General features: G+C 60.3%; 19 protein-coding genes and 6 pseudogenes. 8 read left to right on the top strand and 17 right to left on the bottom strand.

Annotated elements, in window-relative coordinates; all coding sequences use genetic code 11:
• The first annotated feature begins 54 nt into the window (after positions 1 to 54).
• Entirely contained in the window at positions 55 to 1,749 is a 1,695-nt protein-coding gene (locus ACT3S6_RS00155) for a sensor histidine kinase (protein WP_444553236.1), read from the top strand.
• A gap of 28 nt (positions 1,750 to 1,777) precedes the next feature.
• Here the strand turns inward: ACT3S6_RS00155 and ACT3S6_RS00160 are convergent, their stop codons facing one another.
• The 4 genes from ACT3S6_RS00160 to ACT3S6_RS00175 form a co-directional block, all read right to left on the bottom strand.
• Positions 1,778 to 2,296 carry a hypothetical protein gene (locus tag ACT3S6_RS00160; protein ID WP_444553237.1) on the bottom strand — a complete coding sequence of 173 codons (519 nt, stop codon included), beginning with the start codon at positions 2,294 to 2,296 and terminating at the stop codon, positions 1,778 to 1,780.
• The gene (locus ACT3S6_RS00165; RefSeq protein ID WP_444553238.1) at positions 2,293 to 3,057 is read right to left on the bottom strand and encodes a signal peptidase I; all 765 of its coding nucleotides are present in this window, start codon (positions 3,055 to 3,057) and stop codon (positions 2,293 to 2,295) included. The genes ACT3S6_RS00160 and ACT3S6_RS00165 overlap by 4 nt, the downstream gene beginning before the upstream one ends.
• A gap of 46 nt (positions 3,058 to 3,103) precedes the next feature.
• Positions 3,104 to 3,643, bottom strand: coding sequence for a hypothetical protein (locus ACT3S6_RS00170; RefSeq protein ID WP_444553239.1), 540 nt, complete (start codon positions 3,641 to 3,643; stop codon positions 3,104 to 3,106).
• A 61-nt stretch (positions 3,644 to 3,704) separates the two neighbouring features.
• A complete protein-coding gene (locus tag ACT3S6_RS00175; protein WP_444553240.1) occupies positions 3,705 to 4,247 on the bottom strand; it encodes an alternate-type signal peptide domain-containing protein in 543 nt (180 codons plus the stop codon).
• Between the two features lie 197 nt (positions 4,248 to 4,444).
• On the opposite strand from ACT3S6_RS00175, the gene ACT3S6_RS00180 reads away from it, so the two are divergent.
• Positions 4,445 to 4,864: an Hpt domain-containing protein gene (locus ACT3S6_RS00180; RefSeq protein ID WP_444553241.1), complete on the top strand. Its 420-nt coding sequence runs from the start codon at positions 4,445 to 4,447 to the stop codon at positions 4,862 to 4,864.
• 17 nt (positions 4,865 to 4,881) lie between these two features.
• On the opposite strand, the gene rimI is transcribed toward ACT3S6_RS00180, so the two are convergent.
• From rimI to rfbA, 6 genes are all read right to left on the bottom strand, one after another.
• Positions 4,882 to 5,310 (bottom strand): ribosomal protein S18-alanine N-acetyltransferase, encoded by a 429-nt coding sequence (gene rimI, locus ACT3S6_RS00185; protein ID WP_444553414.1) that lies wholly within the window; start codon positions 5,308 to 5,310, stop codon positions 4,882 to 4,884.
• Positions 5,311 to 5,321: 11 nt separating this feature from the next.
• The gene (tsaB, locus tag ACT3S6_RS00190) at positions 5,322 to 6,032 is read right to left on the bottom strand and encodes a tRNA (adenosine(37)-N6)-threonylcarbamoyltransferase complex dimerization subunit type 1 TsaB (RefSeq protein WP_444553415.1); all 711 of its coding nucleotides are present in this window, start codon (positions 6,030 to 6,032) and stop codon (positions 5,322 to 5,324) included.
• Positions 6,033 to 6,076: 44 nt separating this feature from the next.
• The gene (locus tag ACT3S6_RS00195; RefSeq protein WP_444553242.1) at positions 6,077 to 6,574 is read right to left on the bottom strand and encodes a hypothetical protein; all 498 of its coding nucleotides are present in this window, start codon (positions 6,572 to 6,574) and stop codon (positions 6,077 to 6,079) included.
• A gap of 79 nt (positions 6,575 to 6,653) precedes the next feature.
• Positions 6,654 to 7,202, bottom strand: coding sequence for a tRNA (adenosine(37)-N6)-threonylcarbamoyltransferase complex ATPase subunit type 1 TsaE (gene tsaE, locus ACT3S6_RS00200; protein ID WP_444553243.1), 549 nt, complete (start codon positions 7,200 to 7,202; stop codon positions 6,654 to 6,656).
• The gene (gene alr, locus ACT3S6_RS00205) at positions 7,195 to 8,385 is read right to left on the bottom strand and encodes an alanine racemase (RefSeq protein WP_444553416.1); all 1,191 of its coding nucleotides are present in this window, start codon (positions 8,383 to 8,385) and stop codon (positions 7,195 to 7,197) included. Before alr ends, tsaE begins: the two co-directional genes overlap by 8 nt.
• A 60-nt stretch (positions 8,386 to 8,445) precedes the next feature.
• Positions 8,446 to 9,306, bottom strand: a complete 861-nt coding sequence (gene rfbA, locus ACT3S6_RS00210; RefSeq protein WP_444553244.1) for a glucose-1-phosphate thymidylyltransferase RfbA — start codon at positions 9,304 to 9,306, stop codon at positions 8,446 to 8,448.
• Between rfbA and rfbB the strand changes: the two genes are divergently transcribed.
• From rfbB to ACT3S6_RS00225, 3 genes and pseudogenes are all read left to right on the top strand, one after another.
• The gene (rfbB, locus tag ACT3S6_RS00215; RefSeq protein WP_444553245.1) at positions 9,293 to 10,228 is read left to right on the top strand and encodes a dTDP-glucose 4,6-dehydratase; all 936 of its coding nucleotides are present in this window, start codon (positions 9,293 to 9,295) and stop codon (positions 10,226 to 10,228) included. The two genes, rfbA and rfbB, sit on opposite strands and share 14 nt — an antisense overlap.
• A gap of 1 nt (position 10,229) precedes the next feature.
• Positions 10,230 to 10,817: pseudogene (locus ACT3S6_RS00220) on the top strand (dTDP-4-dehydrorhamnose 3,5-epimerase family protein); the annotation flags it as partial.
• A gap of 261 nt (positions 10,818 to 11,078) precedes the next feature.
• Positions 11,079 to 11,393, top strand: a pseudogene (locus ACT3S6_RS00225) (IS110 family transposase); the annotation flags it as partial.
• Positions 11,394 to 11,475: 82 nt separating this feature from the next.
• On the opposite strand, the pseudogene ACT3S6_RS00230 reads toward ACT3S6_RS00225, so the two are convergent.
• The 4 genes and pseudogenes from ACT3S6_RS00230 to ACT3S6_RS00245 all read right to left on the bottom strand — a co-directional run bounded on the left by ACT3S6_RS00230 (position 11,476) and on the right by ACT3S6_RS00245 (position 15,746).
• Positions 11,476 to 12,658 (bottom strand): annotated as a pseudogene (locus ACT3S6_RS00230) (IS3 family transposase).
• A gap of 636 nt (positions 12,659 to 13,294) precedes the next feature.
• Positions 13,295 to 14,431: a glycosyltransferase family 4 protein gene (locus tag ACT3S6_RS00235; RefSeq protein WP_444553246.1), complete on the bottom strand. Its 1,137-nt coding sequence runs from the start codon at positions 14,429 to 14,431 to the stop codon at positions 13,295 to 13,297.
• Positions 14,428 to 14,970, bottom strand: a complete 543-nt coding sequence (locus ACT3S6_RS00240; RefSeq protein ID WP_444553247.1) for an acyltransferase — start codon at positions 14,968 to 14,970, stop codon at positions 14,428 to 14,430. Before ACT3S6_RS00240 ends, ACT3S6_RS00235 begins: the two co-directional genes overlap by 4 nt.
• A gap of 2 nt (positions 14,971 to 14,972) precedes the next feature.
• On the bottom strand, positions 14,973 to 15,746 hold the full coding sequence (locus ACT3S6_RS00245; RefSeq protein WP_444553248.1) for a WecB/TagA/CpsF family glycosyltransferase: 774 nt from the start codon (positions 15,744 to 15,746) through the stop codon (positions 14,973 to 14,975).
• 174 nt (positions 15,747 to 15,920) lie between these two features.
• Here ACT3S6_RS00245 and ACT3S6_RS00250 point away from each other — a divergent pair, with 174 nt between their 5' ends.
• On the top strand, positions 15,921 to 16,868 hold the full coding sequence (locus ACT3S6_RS00250) for a polysaccharide pyruvyl transferase family protein (protein ID WP_444553249.1): 948 nt from the start codon (positions 15,921 to 15,923) through the stop codon (positions 16,866 to 16,868).
• 42 nt (positions 16,869 to 16,910) lie between these two features.
• The gene (locus tag ACT3S6_RS00255) at positions 16,911 to 18,368 is read left to right on the top strand and encodes an oligosaccharide flippase family protein (protein WP_444553250.1); all 1,458 of its coding nucleotides are present in this window, start codon (positions 16,911 to 16,913) and stop codon (positions 18,366 to 18,368) included.
• Positions 18,369 to 19,686: 1,318 nt separating this feature from the next.
• Here ACT3S6_RS00255 and ACT3S6_RS00260 read toward each other — a convergent pair.
• A pseudogene (locus ACT3S6_RS00260) lies at positions 19,687 to 19,839 on the bottom strand (IS3 family transposase); the annotation flags it as partial.
• Positions 19,840 to 19,962: 123 nt separating this feature from the next.
• On the opposite strand from ACT3S6_RS00260, the pseudogene ACT3S6_RS00265 reads away from it, so the two are divergent.
• Positions 19,963 to 20,193: pseudogene (locus tag ACT3S6_RS00265) on the top strand (transposase); the annotation flags it as partial.
• Between the two features lie 185 nt (positions 20,194 to 20,378).
• Here the strand turns inward: ACT3S6_RS00265 and ACT3S6_RS00270 are convergent.
• Both ACT3S6_RS00270 and ACT3S6_RS00275 read right to left on the bottom strand, forming a co-directional pair.
• Positions 20,379 to 20,651 (bottom strand): annotated as a pseudogene (locus tag ACT3S6_RS00270) (site-specific integrase); the annotation flags it as partial.
• Positions 20,648 to 21,085, bottom strand: a complete 438-nt coding sequence (locus tag ACT3S6_RS00275; RefSeq protein ID WP_444553417.1) for a tyrosine-type recombinase/integrase — start codon at positions 21,083 to 21,085, stop codon at positions 20,648 to 20,650. The pseudogene ACT3S6_RS00270 and the gene ACT3S6_RS00275, both read right to left, overlap by 4 nt.
• Positions 21,086 to 21,112: the final 27 nt, after the last annotated feature.

Below are 21,112 nucleotides of genomic sequence, written 5' to 3' on the forward strand. Positions count from 1 at the left end.
GGAGTTTGTGCCCGGCGCCACATGACGGGCTCCGGCAACCCGTAGGCTGATCGGGTGAACGAACGCGTTGAGGCACCAGCTCGTCCTCTCTCCCCTGCCGGACACCTCAGACGCATCCTGCGTATCGGCTTCCTGCGTGAACCTCTTCCCGTGATGGGGGCGCGGGGGCTCGCCTCGGTGAACCAACTTCCCTCGGCCATTGCCGCGGTTATCGTCATCGTCCTCTTCCTGGTGGCCGATGCCCAGGCGGCGCTCTCGGCTCCCGGGGTGTGGATCGGCTTCGTCGTTATCACCGCGGCCACCGTTGCCGCGTCCGTGCTGCCGTGGACGCGGTGGCCCGAGCCGGCCGTGCTGCTCGTACCGCTGGTGGACATGCTGGCCTTCTTCGTCATGACACTCGCTGGCTTCAAGACCTTGACCGGCATTTCGATCCTGATGGCCCTGCCGCTGTTCTGGTTGGCGTGGTCCCGCTACCGGACCGGCCTCGTCTTGGCCGCGTCCTTCGTCATGCCACTGGGCGTGGTCTGGGGCCAGGTGATCCTCTCAGGAATCGAACTTTCGACGAAGGCGCTGGTCAAACCGCTACTCGTTCCGGTCGTTCTGTTTTCCTTCACGATGACCATTGCCGTGATGTCCCTGGCCGTCGCCCGGACACAAGCACGCACGCGTCGAGCGTTGGAGAAGGCGGAGAAACACGCGGTACTGCTCAACGCCGTCCTCAATACTGCCAATGTCGGCGTGGTCGTCGTGGACGAGGCAGGGCGTGATTTGATGATGAACGACACCCAGCGAACCATCCATGAATCCCTCATTCCCGATGACAACAGCAACCCGGACGAGGCGGGCCTGTTGATCTTCGGTGCCGACCGCACGACGCCGCTGCCGGCTGACCAGCGTCCGGTCCGTCGCGCCGTCCTCGGCGCGGAGTACTCCGACCAGCTGGTCTGGGGAGGTAGCCAGGAGGCGATGCGCGCTTTCAACGCCTCCGCGACCCAAATGCTCGTCGACGGTCAACCCAGCGGAGCGGTGATCGCCTTCCATGACGTCACCGATCTTCTGGACGCGCTGGCTGCCAAGGACGACTTCCTGTCCACCGTCAACCACGAACTACGCACCCCGCTGACCTCCATCGTCGGCTACCTGGAGATGGCCTCGGAGACGGCCCATCTGGATCCGGCCGTGAAGGTGTATCTGCGGGTGGCCGAGCGCAACGCCGAACGCCTGCTGGCCCTGGTGGGGGATCTGCTCGATGCCGCCGCCGGCAAGGTGGAGATCGCCAGGGAACCGGTAGATCTGTCGGAGGTGCTCGAGGGTTGCCTGCCCTCGCATAAAGCGCGTGCCGAACGGCTGGGTGTCGGGTTGAGCGCCGAGGTCGCGAACCGGCTTGATCTGCTCGGCGACGAGCGGCGACTCGGGCAGATCGTGGACAACCTGCTCTCCAACGCGCTCAAGTACACGCCCTCCGGTGGCTCCGTCAACGTCTCGACGTATCGCTCCGAGACCGGCGATCCGATACTGGAGGTCACGGATACGGGCCAGGGCATGACCGTAGACGAGCTGGGACGCCTCTTCACCCGTTTCTACCGCACCGATACGGTCCGAAGGTCCAACATCCCGGGGGCAGGCCTAGGGCTGGCGATCACCAACGACCTGGTTGAGGAACACGGCGGATCGATCAGTGTCAGCAGCGAACCGGGACTCGGCAGCACGTTCAGGGTGGAGTTTCCTTCAGCTGTCGTTCGGAACTAGAACGTCAACACGTGACCTCCTTCAGGATCTACCCACAAGATGCCTTGACGTTCCCCAAGAAACGCATATCTACCGTGGCTGTCTTCTTCAGGGAATCGGCTGCGGTCCCCTGATACGAGGGAGTCAGGGAAAGGGAAAATCTGGTCGTCTTCAGCCACTCACTGCTCACGGGGAGCTTGGCCGTTGCTTGTGCACCATTGCTGACTTTCACCTTTTGGATATGAGTCACCTGAGCAGCATCGATGATGGTCACTTCGATTTGGTCGGCATCGATAGGCGGCGTGAAGGTGACGATCAGAGTGCCTTCGTTCTTCGGCCAATCGAAGTCCGGGGAACACTTCACTGGTGCGCCTGCCATCGATTGGGGTGCCCATTTGCCGGTGGTGACGTTGGAAACCACGGAGCCGCTCTGACTCCACGCAGCATGTGCCCCGGTGCCGGCAAGACCCACGATGACAACGACGGCATAGACGATGGCGGCCACACGCACTCTCGACGGTTTACGGGTAATTTCCGTGATGGTTCCAGAGGGCTGGCGGCTGCTCATCGGGACACTCTTTCCTGGCGACGGCGTCCGCGGGGACGCGGCCCGTCAGTCGAGTAGCTGGCGTTCGGTGAACGGGCCGTCGAACGTGATCCGAGCTCATGCCATGAGTGGCCGAGTGAAACGGTGGACTCGATACTGACATCCGAAGCCGGGAGCGCTTCGTTCGCCAGCAGGGCCTGCGGGCCGGTGTCCTCCGCCGGGATACGGGACTTCCGGCGGCGGGTCAAAACACCACCGACCACGTTCCATGCGCCGTAGCTGATGAGGGCCAAGGCAGCGATCTGTGCGCCCAATCCGCGGTCCTGGTTACCTAGCCAGTTCGCCAGGAATCCTGCGTAGGGCACGGCGTAGAAGAGCTTACCGCGGACCTGGACCTCGCGGACGGGTTCCTCGTCTGGCAGTGAGTTGTTATCCCCCTGCGTGATCAACAAGGTGTTGCCCTGCTGGTCGGCACTAGTCGAAACGATTCGGTGGGTGATCACGTCGGCCTGCCCGGATTCGAGCTGGTAGGTGATCACATCCCCCACCGACAGGTCCCCGAATGCCGCCGGTCGCGAGATCAGCAAAGTCCCTGGGGGCAGATGCGGTCGCATGGAGTTGGTCAGCACGGAGTAGGTCTGCGATCCGGTGGCCATCGGCACGACGATCAGTACCGCCGCGGCAAGCACCGCAAGAACCAGCGCGACGAAGCTCAATGCCCTCCCCAGCAGAGCGGCCGTGGAGCCCTGGGCCGTGGTCCTCGAAGCTGCGTGCTGTGCCATGGTGTCCTTCGCTGTGGGGTGATCCGGTGGAACGTGTGGATGGGACTCAGAGTTGGGTAGCGGTAAGCTCCACGCTGAGGTTGCTCGTCTGCCCACCCGCCGTGGCCGGGGCATCGGATTTCAAGGTCACCGTCACACACAGGGTCGCGCTACCTCGATGCTCCAAATCAGCGGAGGACGGACCCTTCGCCGGGCTTTTGTCCGAGCAGGAGAACTCTGCCGTCGTCGTGAGGTAATCGGCCGCGCCGTCGCTGACATCTGCAGAGGCCGTGACCCGAATGCGGAAAGTGGCGAGTCCGGCGTCCGTGTCATCGGTGACAGTCAGCCGGACCGTTCGCTTCTCCCCCGGCTTCAGTCCGTTGAGCCCGGGAAGCTGAATCTTTGCCGGCGCGCCGTTCACGGGTAGTCGCTGGGCTTCAGTGGAGCCGGACTGCAGGGTGACCGCAAAATCCGCTGCCTGGACCGTCCCTGCACTGGTCGACGTTGCGGTGTTCCACACGGCGAGGCTGCCCTGGACAGTGCCGAGGGCGAGAACGACGGCGACGATGAGCAGTGCTGCTGTCTTCAACGCCGACGTCGTTCTCATTCGATCCTCCCGGACTATCCGTGATGTGGTGTGCTTCGGTGTGGTGGGCCGTAACGCGGTCCTAGTCGCTGGAGGAGGCGACCTGGTCCAGCTTGTAGGCGACCTTGCTGAAGTCGTAGGTCGAGTTCGTGTCGTCCAGGTTCGTGGTCGACTTCAGGAATGCGAAGGTCACCGACGCCGTATAGTTTCCGTCCTCGGTCAGTTCCTGACCCGTGACGCTCTTCTTGGTTGAATCGGTGATGGCGACGGGGCCCACGGTGTAGTTCTTCTTATTGAACGTCGTGTCCCCGGTCAGCGCGGTATCAGTGACCGAGAGCGTGGCCTTGAGCAGGTCCCCGCGGAGAGTGACCTTCACCGGCTGGGTGAAGGTCAGGGAATCACCGGGAACAATCTTGTAGAAACCGTCCTTGATCTTGCCGGTGACCTCGGTACCGGCCGAGTTCGTCCAGACCCCTGCTTCTGCCTTCAGGCCCATGTCCCCGGCGACGATCGTTCCTGCATTTGCCTGGGCACTGGTGTTCCAGACGGCCAGCGATCCGCCGCCGCCGATCAGCAGTGCAACGCCGAGTCCGGTGGCCAGCGCGCCCTTGGTCATCTTGTTCATGGTGTCTCCCTCAAAACCGCTGCCGGCGACCTGTTTCCCCGGCTGTTGAAATAAGCATCATCGGGCAGCATCAAGAACACCCCCTGGATTGACAAAAGTTTTACACAAGTTCTGCGCAGTCTTGCCGGTCCTGATCTTGAGCGGATCTTGAGCATTGCTTGAGGGGTTTCGGCAGGGGCGAGGGGCAGCATGGAAACATGACCGAGTACCGCCGCCTGAAGCATCCGGGGACCAGCCTGCTGGTACGCCCGTCGGTACTGTGTGCCCTGGTCGATCAGCTGGGCGAGGCGGAAGCTGCGGCTTTCGTGGACCGGTTCGTCAGATTGTGGCCCCAACGGCGACGACGCCTGCACCTCGCGGTGGACCAGCACGACGTCGCAGCGGGGCTGGATGCGGCGCTTTCACTAAGCAGTGGCGCCTCGATGGCCGGAGCCAACAGCCTGGCCGCCCTTGCCTCGCGGCTGCATGAGGGGATCCCCGCGGCAAACACCCCGGGCGCGTGGAGGAAGGCGGCGGCCATGCTGGACGAACTCGATCAATTGGGGAACGCAACGATCAGCGACGTCGTCCGTCTGCGCCGGACCATCATGCCCTCCGAGCAAGATAGCCACGGCTGATCAGCGGCCGGACGGATTCAGCCCTTCAAGCCCAGCTTCATGATCCGGGCATCCACACCGCCGGGGTAGTACCCGCGTCGTGTATGGATGTGTTCGAACCCCAAATGCTCATAGAGTCCTTGGGCTCGGGGATTATCGGCACGTACCTCGAGCAGGACATCCTTCGCGCCACGTTCGGTGGCCTCCTCGATGAGCCCACGCAGCAGCGTTGACCCGATCCCCCGGCCCTCGTAGGCGGGGAGGACGGCGATGGTCTGGACATCGGCCAGCGGCAGCACGCACATCATGCCGCAGTAGGCCACGATCCGCCCCTCGTCCTCGGCCACCCAGTAGCGCCGGGTGCGGGTCTGGCCCAACTCCTCGTGGAACATATCCAGCGGCCAGGCGTCCTCGGGGAAAAGTGCGCGTTCCAGCTCCCAGACAGCAGGGATGTCGGCTTCGGTCATCTCGCGGAACTTCACGACGCCGGCGCCCCCTTCATCTGCCGTGGCACCTTGGCATCGGATTCACGCAGATACAAGGGGGTGGTGGACAGGAGTTCCTGACCCTGGTCGAGCGCCCGGATGGCCCAGGCACCCAGGGAGGCTGCGGAGGGCCTGCGGTCGTTGAAGGTGGGAACCGCCGTCGCCCCGACTGCTTCCAGACGCTCGGCATAGAGTCCTGCCCCGGCCCCGTGAGTAGGCAGTCCCGGCAGGGTTTCCGCGACTCCGACATGTGGTCCGTCCAGCAGTTCCCCATCGGCTGCATAGCGAGCCCAATACAGTTCCTGACGACGTGCGTCGATGGCCACGGAAAATCCGCCTTCCCCTGCCTCCGGTTGACCGGTCCGTTCTCCTTCGACCAACACGTCCCAGGCAATCGCGTCCAGGCTCATGGCCCCATGGACGGGAATCCCCCAGGCGAAACCCAGGGTGCGGGCGGTGGCGATGCCCACGCGCAACCCCGTGAACGGTCCTGGGCCAACGCCTACGACGATGCCTTCCAGCTCCGCGCCGGCGACCCCCGCCTCGGCCAGTAGGGATTCGATGCCCGGGGCCAGGACTTCCGAGTGGGTGTTCGTTGCCGTGGTCTCGAAAGACGCGAGCACCTCGGCGGAGCGGTCGGCGGAAGGTCGCGAGAGCACGGCCGCGGAGGCGGCGGCGGAAGTATCTATGGCCAGGATGAGCACCGGTCCATCGTATGCCGGTCGGGCCCTGGGTGTCAGCCGGGTGCTCAGGCGGCCCACACCATCCGCTCCTGCAGTGCATCGAAGTCGGCGATGAAGTGGCTGAAATGGTCCAGCGCGCAGGTCGCGGCGACTTCCAACATGGTCTCCCCGAAGTCGATGACCCACCGCCGGGTGAACAGGGCCACCCCACGGTGCCGGTGGGTCAGGTCCATCCTCCAGGCTGGCTGGCCGGCCATGGTGGAGGCGGTCTCCTCGATGATATGCAGCCCATCGACCCCCTCCAGCAGGTCCCTGGACGGATATTCGACAGCGATGATCGTACTGGGTAGGGCAGTGGATCCGGGGCGGAGGGAATCGAGTTCCCTGCTGATCGAATCCAGGATGTCCAGCCCCTGGACGCTGACCGGCACGGCGTCACTGCCCACGAACAGATGGCGTTCCTCCGGTAGCGGCGGGGCACCGGTGTGGAAGGCCAGAAACCGGCACCCCTCGGTCTCGATCCGCTGCCAACCCGCTGGCAGCTGCGCACTCACCTTCAACATCTCCGGTCGCCTTCCATCCGATCCACCCTAGGGCGGTGGCCCGGAACCCGCGATGGGGAGAACTCCCCATGCGGTGGTCTCAGAACAACCGGCGGTCCGCCCAACGGGGGCCGAAGGCAGCAAGATAAAGGGCCCGGGGGTCCTCGAGTTCGGTTTCGGAGAAGTCCAGCACCAGTTCGCTGCCCTGTTCGGCCATCGTCTCCCCGGTCGCGCGCACCAGGGTCAATTCAAGACGTGAGGCGCTGAGTTGTTCGGCTTTGCCGGCGCCCCACTCGATCACGGTGACCGAGGAATCCAGGCTCTGGTCCAGGTCCAGGTCATCGAGTTCCCCGGCGGTTCCGAGGCGGTAGGCGTCCACGTGAACCAGGTCCGGGCCCCCACGGGTGGACGGGTGGATCCGTGAGAGCACGAAGGTCGGCGAAATGATCCCTGGGCGCACACCCAAACCCGCGCCCAAACCCTGCGTGAAGGTCGTTTTGCCGGCACCGAGTTCGCCGTTGAGTAGGATCAGGTCCCCGGCTTCGAGCTGCCGTCCCACGCTGGCTGCAAGTTCCTGCGTGGCCCTCGCATCCTGCGTGGTCAGCTCGGCGGTCCAGACCGGGCGGTCCTCTGCGCCGGGATCAGCCATCGGCGGGCCCCCACGAGCCCTCCACGTAGACCCGCGGAACGCGCTGGGAGACCCGCGTGACGATCTCGTAGTTGATCGTGCCTGCCGCAACGGCCCACGCATCGGCGGAGGGCCCGTCGCCGCCGAACAGGACCGCCTCGGATCCGACCAGGGGTTCCGGGTCCTCCAGCGGCCCCAGGTCGACGACGAACTGGTCCATGGCGACCTTGCCGCGGCTGGGCAGCATCCGGCCGTCCACGAGCACCGGCGCCTCGACCGCCGAGCGCGGGACGCCGTCGCCGTAGCCCAGCGGGATGAGCGCCAGCGTCGTGGCTTCCCCGGTGCGGTACGTCAATCCGTACGAGACCCCTTGGCCCCTCGGGACCTTCTTCACGTTCGTGACCCGAGCGACCAGCCGCATGGCAGGGCGCAACCCCAACTCATCCGAGGTCTGGTCCGCGAAGGGGCTCAGTCCATACATGCCCAACCCCAGGCGGACCAGGTCGAAGTGTGCATCTGGACGAGACAGGATGGCCGGGGTGTTGGCCGCGTGTCTGACCTCGAGGTCGAAGCCGGCGTCTTCGGCCAAGCTGACGGCCTCGCGGAAGGCCGTCAACTGCTCATCGGTCTCCTCGCGGTCAGGTTCATCGGCGACGGCCAGATGCGTGAACACACCGACCACCCGCAGCAGGCCTTCCTCCTGGAAGGCATTTGCCGCTCCCAGCAGTTCGTCCCAGCGGTCCGGCGGGCAGCCGTTGCGGCCCAGACCGGTGTCGATCTTCAGGTGCACCCTGGCGGGCAACTCGGCTTGCTGGGCCGCTGCGGCGATATGTTCCAGTTCCCACCCACTGGAGACCCCGAGGTCGATATTGGCGGTGATGGCTTCGGCGAACGGGGAATCGATGGTGTGTAGCCACGCAAGCAGTGGAGCCGTGACACCCGCAGCGCGGATGGGTAGCGCTTCGCTGATGTGGGCGGTCCCGATCCAACCGGCCCCTGCTTGCAGGGCTGCGTGGACGACAGGGATGGTTCCATGGCCGTAGGCGTCGGCTTTCACCACGGCCATCACGGTGGCCGGGGCCGCCAGCTCGACCACCCGCTTGACGTTGTCTCGGATGGCCGACAGGTCGATTTCGGCGCGGCGTTCGAAGCCGGGTACGGTCTCGGGGCCTCCGGCAACGTCGGGCCCGGTCCGGGGATCAATGTTCGCAGTCACGGTTCCATTCTCGCACTTGCCTCGGGGCCTCGACCCCAGGGAGCCGACTCAGTGCAGCAGTTCCAACAGGTAGCCCCCGTATCCGCTCTTGACCAGCGGACGGGCCAGCGCTTCAAGCTCGGCATCGGAGATGAATCCCTGCCGCCAGGCAATTTCCTCCGGGGCACTGATCTTCTGTCCCTGTCGGGCATCCACCGTGCGGATGTAGTTCGAGGCATCGTTGAGCGATTCGAAGGTCCCCGTGTCCAGCCACGCCGTACCGCGGGCCAGTACGGAAACCTGCAGCTGGCCCATCTCCAGATAACGTCGATTGACGTCGGTGATTTCCAATTCGCCCCGTGCCGATGGCTTCAGTCCCCGGGCGATCTCCACAACCTGGTGATCGTAGAAGTACAGCCCCGGGATGGCATATTTGCTGCGCGGGCGCTCGGGCTTCTCCTCGAGCGAGACGGCGCGACCGTCGGCATCGAATTCGACGACACCATAGGCGGTCGGATCGGCCACCTGGTAACCGAAGATGGCAGCGCCCTCCAGGTCGGCGAGCTTCTGCAGTTGGGTGCCCATGCCGGAACCGTAGAAGATGTTGTCACCCAACACCAGGGCCACGTTGCCACCGTCGATGTGCTCCTCGCCGATCAGGAAGGCCTGGGCCAGGCCGTCAGGGGATTCCTGCACGGCGAAGTCCAGTTTGATCCCCCATTGCGATCCATCCCCGAGGAGCCGCCGGAATTGCTCCACGTCATGGGGAGTGGTGATGAGCAGGATGTCCTTGATGCCGGCCAGCATCAGGGTCGCCAGCGGATAGTAGATCATCGGCTTGTCGTAGACCGGAACGAGCTGCTTGCTGATGCCCTGGGTGATCGGGTTCAGCCGCGACCCCGTACCACCGGCAAGAATGATTCCCCTCATATGCCTTCCGGACGCTCGGACGACAGTGTTGGAAAAAATGACCTATGCTGGCAACACGGCCTCGCTGGAGGGGCTTGACCCGCAACGGTTCTGGCTGGTCGAAGGCGATATCTGCGATGCGGGCTTGGTGGACCGGCTGGTGGGCGAGGCGGACGCAGTCGTGCACTACGCGGCGGAATCGCATAACGATAATTCCCTGCGCGACCCGCGCCCTTTCCTCGACACGAACATCGTCGGTACCTACACACTGTTGGAGGCCGCCCGCAAGCACGATGTGCGGTACCACCACATCTCCACCGACGAGGTCTATGGGGATCTGGCCCTCGATGCCCCGGAGCGGTTCACCGAGCACACCGCCTACAACCCATCGAGCCCCTACTCCTCGACCAAGGCCGGATCGGATCTGCTGGTACGTGCGTGGGTGCGCTCCTTCGGGGTACGGGCCACTTTGAGCAACTGTTCCAATAACTACGGCCCGTACCAGCACGTGGAGAAATTCATCCCGCGTCAGATCACCAACCTCATCGATGGGGTCCGCCCGCGGCTGTATGGCAGCGGAGAGAACGTCCGCGACTGGATCCATGCCAACGACCATTCCAGCGCCGTATGGACGGTTCTGACCACCGGTCGGATCGGGGAAACCTACCTCATCGGGGCCGACGGAGAGCGCAACAACCTCCAGGTTGTCCAGGCGCTGCTGGGCATCATGGGTCGCGATGCCGACGACTTCGACCACGTCACCGATCGCGCTGGCCACGACCTGCGCTATGCCATCGACTACACCAAGCTGGGCTGGACCCCCGCCCACGCCGATTTCGATTCCGGTTTGGCGGACACGGTTGGCTGGTACCGCGACAATGAGTCCTGGTGGCACCCACAGAAGGCCGCGACCGAGGCAACCTATCGGGCAGCGGGGCACTGAGATGGCCACGAACCAGCCCCCCACTCCTCCGACGGGCCCATCGGTCACTGCCTCGGACACGATTCCCGGCCTGTTGGTGGTCCGTCTGCCTGTCCACGGGGACAACCGCGGCTGGTTCAAGGAGAACTGGCAGCGGGCGAAGATGACCGGGCTCGGGCTGCCTGACTTCGGGCCCGTGCAGAACAACATCTCCTTCAACGCCGCCGTGGGTACCACCCGGGGCATCCATGCCGAACCCTGGGATAAATACGTCTCCGTCGCTACCGGCAGGATCTTCGGCGCCTGGGTCGATCTACGGGCCGGGGCATCCTTCGGCCAGGTCTTCACCATCGAACTGGATCCCTCCACCGCGGTCTTCGTGCCCCGCGGCGTGGGCAACGCCTTCCAGACACTGGAACCCGATACCGCCTACACCTATCTGGTCAACGACCACTGGTCGGCCGAAGCTGTCCAGAAGTACGCGTTCGTGAATCTCGCAGATGAAACGGCGGCCATCGACTGGCCCATCCCGCTGGAGCAGGCGGAGCTATCCGAGAAGGACCGCAAGCACCCCCGCTTGGCCGACGCCAGGCCGGTCGCCCCGTTACCTTTTTAGTAGCCCCTAAATGAGCAAGTATTGGGGTTGCTGGCCTGTCGGCCCCGGCATTGATTCCTGCCCCCAGTCTTCAATGGTCCGGGGGGTGTTGTCACCGGGGTCCGATAGGCACCAGGGAAATCGCTAATAGGGGCCGGATGTAGACGGGGAACCACCGCCAATATCGGCCGTAACGTGGATGCCGAGCCTTGGAGCCGCAGGACAAGCCAGCACCGTCCCACCCGTTGGAAACCATGCTCCAAGGAAGGCAAGACGATGATCCCCGAACACGAATCCGTCGATGTTTTCATCGGCATCGACGTCGGAAAATCCAACCACCACGCCGTCGCCCTGGATCGATCAGGCAAGAAACTCCTGGACAAGGCCCTGCCCCAGGACGAGGCCAAGCTCAAAACCATCATCACCTCACTGTCCCGCCATGGCCGGGCACTGTTGGTCGTGGACCAGCCCGCGACTATCGGTGCCCTGCCCGTCGCGGTGGCCCAGGCCGCCGGGATCATGGTGGGCTACCTGCCCGGACTGGCGATGCGCCGCATCGCGGACTTGCACCCCGGGGAAGCCAAAACCGACGTGTTAACCGAACTACCCAAGCCCGTCCGGGATATCCATATGGGCTGCTTAGGAGTTTTCGGACAGCGGATTAGTGGTTTATCTACGCTGCCGTGGCCGGCAGCTGGTAACTATAATGGACTTCATTGGGCCGCCGATAATCGAGCGCCGAATGACGTCTGCGACTGTTGTAGAAGCCCTCGATGTAGCGGATGATGTCCCTACGAGCACGGTCCTTCGTGGCGTACGTCGTACGGTAAACACGCTCGTTCTTCAGGGCTGAGAAGAAAGTTTCGGCCTGGCTGTTGTCCCAGCAAATTCCCGTTTTCCCCATGGATGACCGCATCCCAAGACCGGTGACCAGGGCCCGGAAAGAGGCCGAGGTATAGACGCTCCCGCGGTCCGAATGCCAAATCGCGTCCGGCTCGACACGGGCCGTGTCGGCGGCATTGCGCAGGGCACGTTCCACCAGCTCGGCACGCATATGGTCATCGATCGCCCAGCCGACGACCTTCTTCGAGTAACAGTCGATGACCGTGGCCAGGTAGATGAAGCCCTGCCAAGTGTGTATATACGTCATGTCTCCGACGAACTTGATGCCCGGCCGGTCGGCGGTGAAGTCCCTTTGCACCAGGTCCGGCATTGTCGTGGCCGCTTCGGCGTCAGCGACCGTGGTGGTCCTGAAGGGGCGCGGTTGGCACGGCGCCAGGGCTTCTTGCCTCATGATCTGGCGCACCAGCTCAGGGGAACATTCGGTTTCCTCGGCCTGGAGGTCGGCGTGGATCCGCCGGTATCCGTAGGTCCCCTCGGATTCTCGAAGAAGTGCGGCACGCGGGCAGACAGAGCCTGTCTGCGGGCCGCGGTGGCCGAGACGGGGCGGGATCGCCAGTGGTAGAAGCCCGAGCGGGAGACCTCTAACTATCGGCACATCTTCAGCAGTGCCGGGGCCTTCGGGGTTGCTGCTGCGTAGGAGTCGATGAATTCATGCTTCGCCACTATCGTTGCTCCCTTGCGAAGTATGCGGCCGCTTTTTTTAGGAACGCGGCCTCAGCTTTCAATTCCTGGTTCTCGCGTTCGAGTTCTTTGAGCCGGGCACGCTCGGAGACGTTCAGGTCCTTCTCGGCGGCACCGTGCGCTTCCTTGTATTTCTTGAGCCAGTTGCGCAGCGTCTCGGTACCTACGCCGTATTCGGTGGCGACGGTCTTGACGGGCTTGGACGAGTCGATGACTTCGCGGCACAGTTCATCCTTGAATTCTTGGCTGAACCGTCGACGTGTTGCTGACATTTCGGTGTTTCCTCATTCCAGTAGTCCCCATCATTTCATGGGGTACCACTGTCCGAAATCTCCATAGCAGCCCAGTTCAAAAGATGTTTTACGGAGTTGAGTATTTGAAGGTTTGGGGTCTCTGATATTGTCGGCGGGAGCGAATGGCCGAGCCCGTCGCGGGCAAAGTCCGGGTACTAACACCCAACGCGCTGATCAACTCCTAGGAATAGCAACACAAGCGCGTCTACAAGCGTTGGGCCCAGGAAGTACCGATGCGCCTGTGGCAGCTGGATCTCGTCAGTGGCATCCACTCTGCCCGTGGGCGAGAGTGCCAGTTGCTCATGGGGATCGACGAGCTTTCCCCTTCGTTTTGGTATCCGCCGCCCAGCCAAATAACAGATACGACGAAAATTGTACCTGAATCGCACTACTACAGGGGCTCAAAACCGTGGAACTCCTCCCATCAGCACCGGTAATCTGATAGGCATCCTAGTTGACGGGTCGCGTCTTAAGAGCCCTGCATCCGGTCGTGCGACGCGGTAGGAATCATTACACGAAACTAAGTCCGTCCATCAGATGCGCGGACACACGAAACACCTGGGACGGATGGTATCCCTTCTCCCTGACCAAAACTATGATCACTGGCAATCATAACTAAGAAGACTGGATTCCCTTGGAATCAAGGGCGCCCACAATACCCGCCTGGAAGTTAGCCACCATATTCTCAACAGTAAATACCTGACGTGAGGCTTTACATCCATCTTCTAGGGAACGACGTCGGGCACTGTCCTTGAATATCGCTAGAAGCTCCGTCACAAACGAGGCTCTGTCGTCCGCAGTAACTACTGCATTTACTCCGTTTACCAGATACTCGAATTCCGGGGCGTGGTAAGGCCAGTTGGTCGTAATGATCGGCGTTTCCGAAGCGAAGCTATCGACAGCAACCAGCCCGACTCGTCCAGGCATCGCCAAGATGTCCGCCATGCTGAGCAAGGCTGCCTTGCGCTCGCCATGAGCTGGACCCGCGTACTTGATCCAAGCGTGTTCAGCGCACCAAGCCTCTACGATTGGCCTGGATTGGCCGTCTCCAGCTATGACAAGTTTGAACTCGGGGAGCAGTTGATGCACTTGTTTCGCAGCTGAGAATAGAAAATTAAGTCTCTTAGACGCGTCAAGACCGCCAAGGAAAAGAGCAACCGGTCCAGCGGCGTCAAACTCAGCACGCATATTTTCGTCGTCCTGAAATGTTTGTGCCGCGACGATCTTTGCGAGCTGCGCGCTATCGATGGCGTTCTGAACCACAGTGATTCGAGTAGGATCGAACCCAGCCTCTGCGACGGCGTCACCCCCCCCCTGTGTGTATGCGAAAAACCACGAAGCCCGACCTAGAATTGCGCTTTTGAAGCGCTCCTGAAAGCGCGATTGAGGTTGGGTGTAGGTCCTCCCATGTCCCCAAAAAGCTACGTTGTGTTTCTTGAACCACAACAATTTGTACGTTTCTAGATTCCGTACTGCGTGTTCGACTATAGTCAAATCATACGGTCCGGCGTGTCGGTATTCTTTGAGGTCCTTGTAGACGAGACTTCGCTTCCTCACACGAAAGAAGCGCGAGCTAAGCCGCTGCGCCCAAGGGCGCCGTACTGAATCCCCACGCTCACCCCATTCTGGAGGCGGGTCCCCATGAAATACACAAACTTCGATCCCGTGGCCGGCAGAAAGTTCTATTAGCTGTTCAAAAAATTCCACTCGATACTGAGGGAACCAGGGATGAATAATTGCGACGCGACTCATTTTCCATCCTCAGTCGAATGCGGAAACCGCCTGATTCCGCGCTCCGTTAATGCTTCCCAATGCGCTCGGAAATCGTCTACGGAGAATCTCTCACTATGCGAGTGACTAGAGCCCCCAACGACAATCGTATTTTCAGGAACGTCCCGCGTAACGACGGAACCTGCCCCAATCACACTGCTTGAGCCAATATGCACCCCGGACAACACAATTGCGCCGAAGCCGACCCAAACATCGGAGCCTATAACCACGCTCCCGCGAAGAACAGCGCAGTCCCCAACCCATGGTGCACTTCTTATGCCTATGCCAATCGCGCGGATGTCGTGATCCGTCCGCCCGACGACGCCAACATTGTTGGCGATGAGTACATTGTCACCGATCACTCCATCAACTTCGATGGTGACATGCTTACCGATATACACGTCGTTGCCTAATCGCAGACCACTCGGTGCCCATATACGTGAATACGGCCCCACGTGAAAATTCTTGCCGTGTTCCACTGGTCCTCTAAGCGCCAATTTACGTAGTAGATAGCTTTTCACGTTTATATCGTCCGATTCTTCACTGCCGCTAGAAGGAATTTAAGGTTGCCAACGGTATACCGCTTCCAGAGACGTCGAGGTTCCTGAATCAGTCTGTATACCCACTCCAACCCAGCTTCACCTATCCAATTAGGAGCTTGCCGGAGCCCACCCGCGGCGAAGTCGAAAGCCGCCCCGACGGCAATTGCCGTTATCCCAAGTTGCTCTGCCAGACGCCTCGCTTCCAAGTCTTGCTTAGGCGTGCCCAAACCTACCCATATGACATTTGCTCCCGAGTCTTCGATAATCTGCTTTCTACGAATCTTTTCCGACTCGTCAAGCGGCCCATATGACGGACTGTCCCATCCCACTAGAGACGTATTGCGAAAATCAGATTTCACTCTGTCGACAAGGCTAGCGAGCGTGCCAGGAGATCCGCCAAGCAAGAAATGCTTCAGTGGACCATCTGCACTCGCTTCCAGAACATCCAGAAACAGGCGAGGCCCGCGGACTTGGCTAAAAGCCTTATCACCGTGCTTGAGCCGCGCAAGCCATATGAGCGGACGCCCATCTGGAAAGTTAATCGCATCCCCTTGCAAGCTAGAAAGAACTTCAGGATTATCGTGCGCACATGCCACCGTATAAGCGTTGACTAGATGGACATGCGCGGAATGGCCGCTTTCAATGAAGTCCACGACAAGCTCCGCCGAATGCCGGCGGTTCGAACTCACGATATCTAACCCGACCAACCGTCGAGTCATACGCGATAAATTATTAACAGGGTTGACGAACTCCAATTAAGTTCCTTCTACGAATCCGAGCGAAGATTGCCTTGCAGGTGGGGCGAACTCGTAGCCACTCTAGGAGTCGAGCTGCAAGCCATGGCACTCGAGTACCAACCCAACGAACCTCCGCTAGTATCGCAGAGTACCGATAAGGGCGCGAAACGGCGCTGCCGACCAAGGGGCTGCATGAAAACAACGGGGCTGTTAGATACCTCACTCAAATCTGAAAATGACGGCGATAGGATCATTGTTGGAGACATCCTGAGCTATTTTCCATTTCTCGATAATCACCGTCGCGTTGCCACACATAAGAAATTAGATTGGCAGGCGCGACGCCTTGTTAGAAGCACTGACGTTCTCGCAGTCACCGGCACCAATCTCCTTTCTTCGGATATATTCTCGCTACGACAGTGGCCTCTTCGCCCGCAAGATATATCTGTGCTTAGCGGAAAATTGGCTTTCATTGGCGTTGGATGGTGGCAGTACCAAGGCGAACCAAATCAAAAAACTATTGAAGCCCTTCTTTCCCTGATGGCTCGGGACCTGCCGATTGCAGCACGTGACAGTTACACCGCAGAAAAGCTAACGACTGCCGGGATACCTGCGATTAATACGGCTTGTCCCACGATGTGGACCTTGCCAGACACACTTCCCGGCATCGGCCAGTCGTCAGAATGCGTGTTTACATGGACCAACTACAACCCGCATGCAACCCGCGATACCGAGTTGATACATTGGCTTCTAGAAAAATACGAGCGTGTACACATTTGGCCTCAGAGCGCTGAAGACGAACGGGCGATCCACAAACGGAAACTACCTTCAGGGGTGGCGCCACTTCCGCGCGGGCTCTCCGCGTTCGCCAGCGCTATGGAAGGACGGGACTACGTGGGGACGCGCCTCCACGCCGGGATTAGAGCTGCACAGCTAGGACGCCCTATAGCGATTCTCGCAGTCGACAATCGGGCGATGGAAATCGGGAAGGATACCGGGCTCCCGGTCTTACCTCGTGAAGCAGACATCGATGTTATAGACCACGCGTATTCGACGTGGATGTCGGGTGTGGAGTTACGACTCCCCAGGAAAGCTATCGCGCAATGGAGTGGCCAGTTCGCAGCGATTGCATCCACCGCGTAGTTCGTCTCAGAACTTGGCACCCAAACCGCGAAGGAAAAATATATGACTACCGGCTCGCGATTGATGAGCGGGGCCGCGTGGACGTACTCCAGCCAAGTCTTGACCATCGTCATGCAATTTGGGTACGCCGCCATTACAAGTCGAATTGTTGACAGTGACGGATTCGGTGCTTACGCGGTCGCACTAGCCGGCGGCGGACTGGCAACCTTACTAGCTAGCGGGGGAGTCGGTCAGGCCGTTGGCCGCATGACAGACCTCGAGTCTCACCGGTTATCGGCTCTCGCTATTTTTTCTCTCATCATTGGTACTGCCGCGGCAGCTATCCTTTTCTTGGGCGCCACCGGGTGGTCGACATTATGGCGATCACCAGACTCTGTCGGCGCAATCGAGCTCTTGTCGGTCAACGCATTCACTGCACCGTTAGTGGGGTTGGTAACGTTCCTCCTTCGTCGTCAAAATCGGTTCAGATATCTCGCAACAGCCACTCTTGCCGCCAATTTGCTTGGCATGGTCCTCGGCACCGGGTTTGTTGCCTATGAGGCGAGCCCTCGCAGCTTGGTGGCTTCCACGATAATCGCCCAGTCGACAATTTTGATCGCCTGCGCAGTTGCAAACCGACATCTATTGATAAGCCAGCCCGCTTTCGGCAGAATCCAGGGTGACATTAGATTCAGCGGTGCTTTGTCGTTGGTAAGGCTCGTCACCTACTTCAACGTCAGCGCAGGTCCTTGGTCCGTCTCTGCCTTCTTGGGGCCAGCGGTATTGGGATCGTGGAATCGAGCAGACGTCGTCTCTACGGTGCCCATGCAGCAACTCCAAAATGTCGTTGTCCAAACTGTCTATCAGGAATTCCGACACGATCGCAGGAACAACGAACGATCCAGCATAATGTGGCCAGATCTCTTCAGCTTCGTCGCTTGGGTCTCCTTGTCTGCGGCTAGCGCCGCAGCTTTTATCGTTCCTTTAGTCGTTCCCCTCCTTTTCGGCGACGGCTGGGAGCAAGCTCGGGAACTCATCCCCTACCTGGCCGTCATTGGCGGCCTCACTATCGTTGCAGCATTAATCAGTTCTGCCATCGAAGCTCTGGGGCGCTTCCGATGGATATGGGCAGCCCAAGGAATACAGTTTGTAATAACAGCAGCAGGTATAGCTGTGACTATTTACCTGCACGATATAAAACCACTCATGGTGTCCGGAATTCTCGTTGCAGGGACCAAGATATGGTTCTACCTTCGCTTAGCAGTCGCCTCAGGGATCGTGGACGCCAAACATCTACGCCGTCGCTTTCTGCATCTCGCCGGGGGGCTCTTATTGGAAGTCTTCATCGGTGCACTAGTGCTACTACTCTGCACGAGCGAGGCTGTGAGTATTGGGATGAGGGCAACATTGCTAAGTAGTCTCTTATTGGCGACCACTTTTGCGATTCTCAAGACGTGGCGAAGGTGGGACCCGGTTGTCATAGCACGCCAGTATGGCTTGTTTGGCGTTAAGAAAACGTAGACTAAGAACGTCACGCTGGGCAGCCCGAATGGCACTCTGAAACACTCTTCTCGATAGGGACTTCTTAAGAGGTTTCAGCGTCTATACGTCCAACCAATCTTTTAACACTAGTCGTACATCCGAGGAGGCCGATACAATATGGTCAAACTACAAAAGCCGCTTCGATTTTCTGTACCCGCCATTCACGGCCTTAGGGGGGCCGGACTAGGCAACGAAATCATCCCCTGGGGTAAGGCGATTATCGGTGCCCAAGAACTCCACGCAAAGCTCATCAATCCCCCGTGGGCGCTCAACTCCCGCGGTTATCGGAGAGATTTCCATTCGAGCCTGCTTGACTGGCCTGCAGTAACTGCACTTAGAGTCCTGCCAACTATCACAGTCAATTCGGATGATGCGGCTGCCTCTGACGACTACGCCGAAATAATGGAAGCTATGGTGTCTAAGCTCGAGCGGCGACGAGGTCCGCTTCAAATCGTTCACTCGTCTGGCATGTCAGGCGGATACTACGGAATTCGCCGAGCCAGATCATTTCTTCGTAATATTCTAGCTTCTCCGGTCCATGTGCCAAAGGATCTTTACGCAATAGAGAAACGATTCAACCCGGATAAACTTACGGTAAGTATGCACGTAAGAGCAGGAGACTTTACGGAGCAAGATCGAAACCCACAGCCAGGGCAATTCAACCAAGTCTTGCCCCTGAGCTACTTCATGGAGATAGGCTTAAATCTCCGAAAGACATTCGAAGATAGTGTCGAAATAGCAATTTTCACAGACAGCCCAGAGGACGCTGGTGTTCTGGCCCTAGCTTCGCGCCTGAGTGCGATCCCGATCCCCGAGCGAAAACTACCTCTCCTCTCGGACATAGCATTTATGGCGTCGTCTGACCTGCTAGTTTGTTCGATCTCCAGTCTTTCAATGTTGGCTGGCTTCCTATCCGATAAGCCCTACATTTGGTATGAACCACATCTCGGCAAGGTCGGTGGTTGGCGAAGCATCTGGGGGCACGAGCAATCCCAACTCACGGGGGTCACAGGACGCCACGCAGAGGAAACCTCGACCGAGCCGCTCTTTACTCGAGGGATACCGGGCGGAGCCGACGGATCCATACCAAGTTGGGCACTCCAGCAATTATCGCGGGCGCTGATGGGAAAGCAATCTAGAAACAACTTGCTTATGTATGGCGTCGTATAGAATCCCTCATTGTGGGTGCCAGGGCCACTAACTAGGAGCACCATCTAACCCGTTTGTTGGGTTAGCCGGACTGACCACGTCTAGGCGTACGGAGGGACTGCTGTAAGTCGAGGTGACAGTTTGAGTGTCATGCTGCGAGAGCAGCTGGCTCTATGATTGCTTCGTACTCCACTGGGGTCAAACGACCCAGCCGGACCTGACGTCGACGCCGATGATATGTCCGCTCAATCCAGGTTACGATGGCGATCCTCAGATGGTTCCGGGTGGCCCAGCGGCCACGGGTTGCGTCCCCTGGAGTGGTGTAGTTTCCCTAGTCAGCGAGTTGCGCACTTAAAGTAGCGAGCCATCGTGCGATGGTCAGTGAGTACCGATCAAAGAACTCACAGAAAGACACAAACACACGATGGCTCTAGACCAGTCTGCCCTTCTCGAACTCCTTGGACAACTCAAACTCACCGACGTCCCCGACCGGATCCGCACCGCAACCGAAACCCTCTATCAGCAGCTCATCGAAACCGAGGCGACCGCGTTCATCGGCGCCGCCCCCTTCGAGCGCTCCGAAGAGCGCACCACCTTGCGCAACGGGTCCCGGCCCAGGACGCTGAGCACTACCGCGGGGGATCTGGGCTGCAGGGCAACGACCAGGAATGTGTGGTCACGCCGCCCGGTCCAGGTTCCGTGATCCGGCGCTGCCAATAGCGCTTCGCACTCGTCGTCGTCGAGATAGTCGACGAGGTGGCGATCGACGCGTTGGGGCGGGATCGCCAACACCCGCGCGATGCTGGCGGCATGTTCGGGATGGTGCAGGGCGGCGTAACGGAACAGGCTGTGGATCGCACTCAGCCGGGCATTACGGGTCCGGGCACCGTTACCACGGTCCTTTTGCAAGTGGTCGAGGAACGCAGTGATCTCAGGCGCATCGAGCTGGTTCCACTGTAGCGACGAGGCCGTGACTTCATGGGTGGTAGCGATGAATCCAAGAAGCAGCCTCAGGGTGTCGCGGTAAGCGGCTATCGTGTGGGTGCTGGCGTCCTTTTGCCGGGTGAGGCGGTCCGTGAAGAACGACTGCAAGGTTGCGTTGATGGCGGTCATGACTGCTCCTCGTACGCGGCCAGGCGGTCGGCGGCCGTGGCCATGAGTTCAGGTGCGGCGGATAGGTACCAGTACGTTGCCGCGGGATCGATGTGTCCTAGATAGGTCGAGATCAAGGCCAGCTGTGCCTGGCCGTCAGCACCAGTGGTGTAGGCATCGAGCATCGAAGCAACTGCGAACGAGTGCCGGAGGTCGTGGATCCGTGGCCGGCATTTGCTCGATCGTGCCGACAGCCCCGCCTCGGCAGCCATCCGCTGGAAGGCATGGTGGACGTTGCAATACGAGAGGCGGGTTCCAGCCAGCGAGAGAAAAAACGCCGGGCAATCACTTGCCGACTGCCACTGACCGCGCTCGGTACGATACTTTTCCAACGCAGCGATGGCGCTCGGATGCAGCAGCACCTCACGGGACTTGCCGAACTTGGTGTCGCGGATCCGGTATTTTTCAAGTCAAGCGGTACC

The sequence above is a fragment of the Arthrobacter sp. AOP36-C1-22 genome (assembly GCF_052377515.1).
Classification (GTDB): domain Bacteria; phylum Actinomycetota; class Actinomycetes; order Actinomycetales; family Micrococcaceae; genus Arthrobacter_H.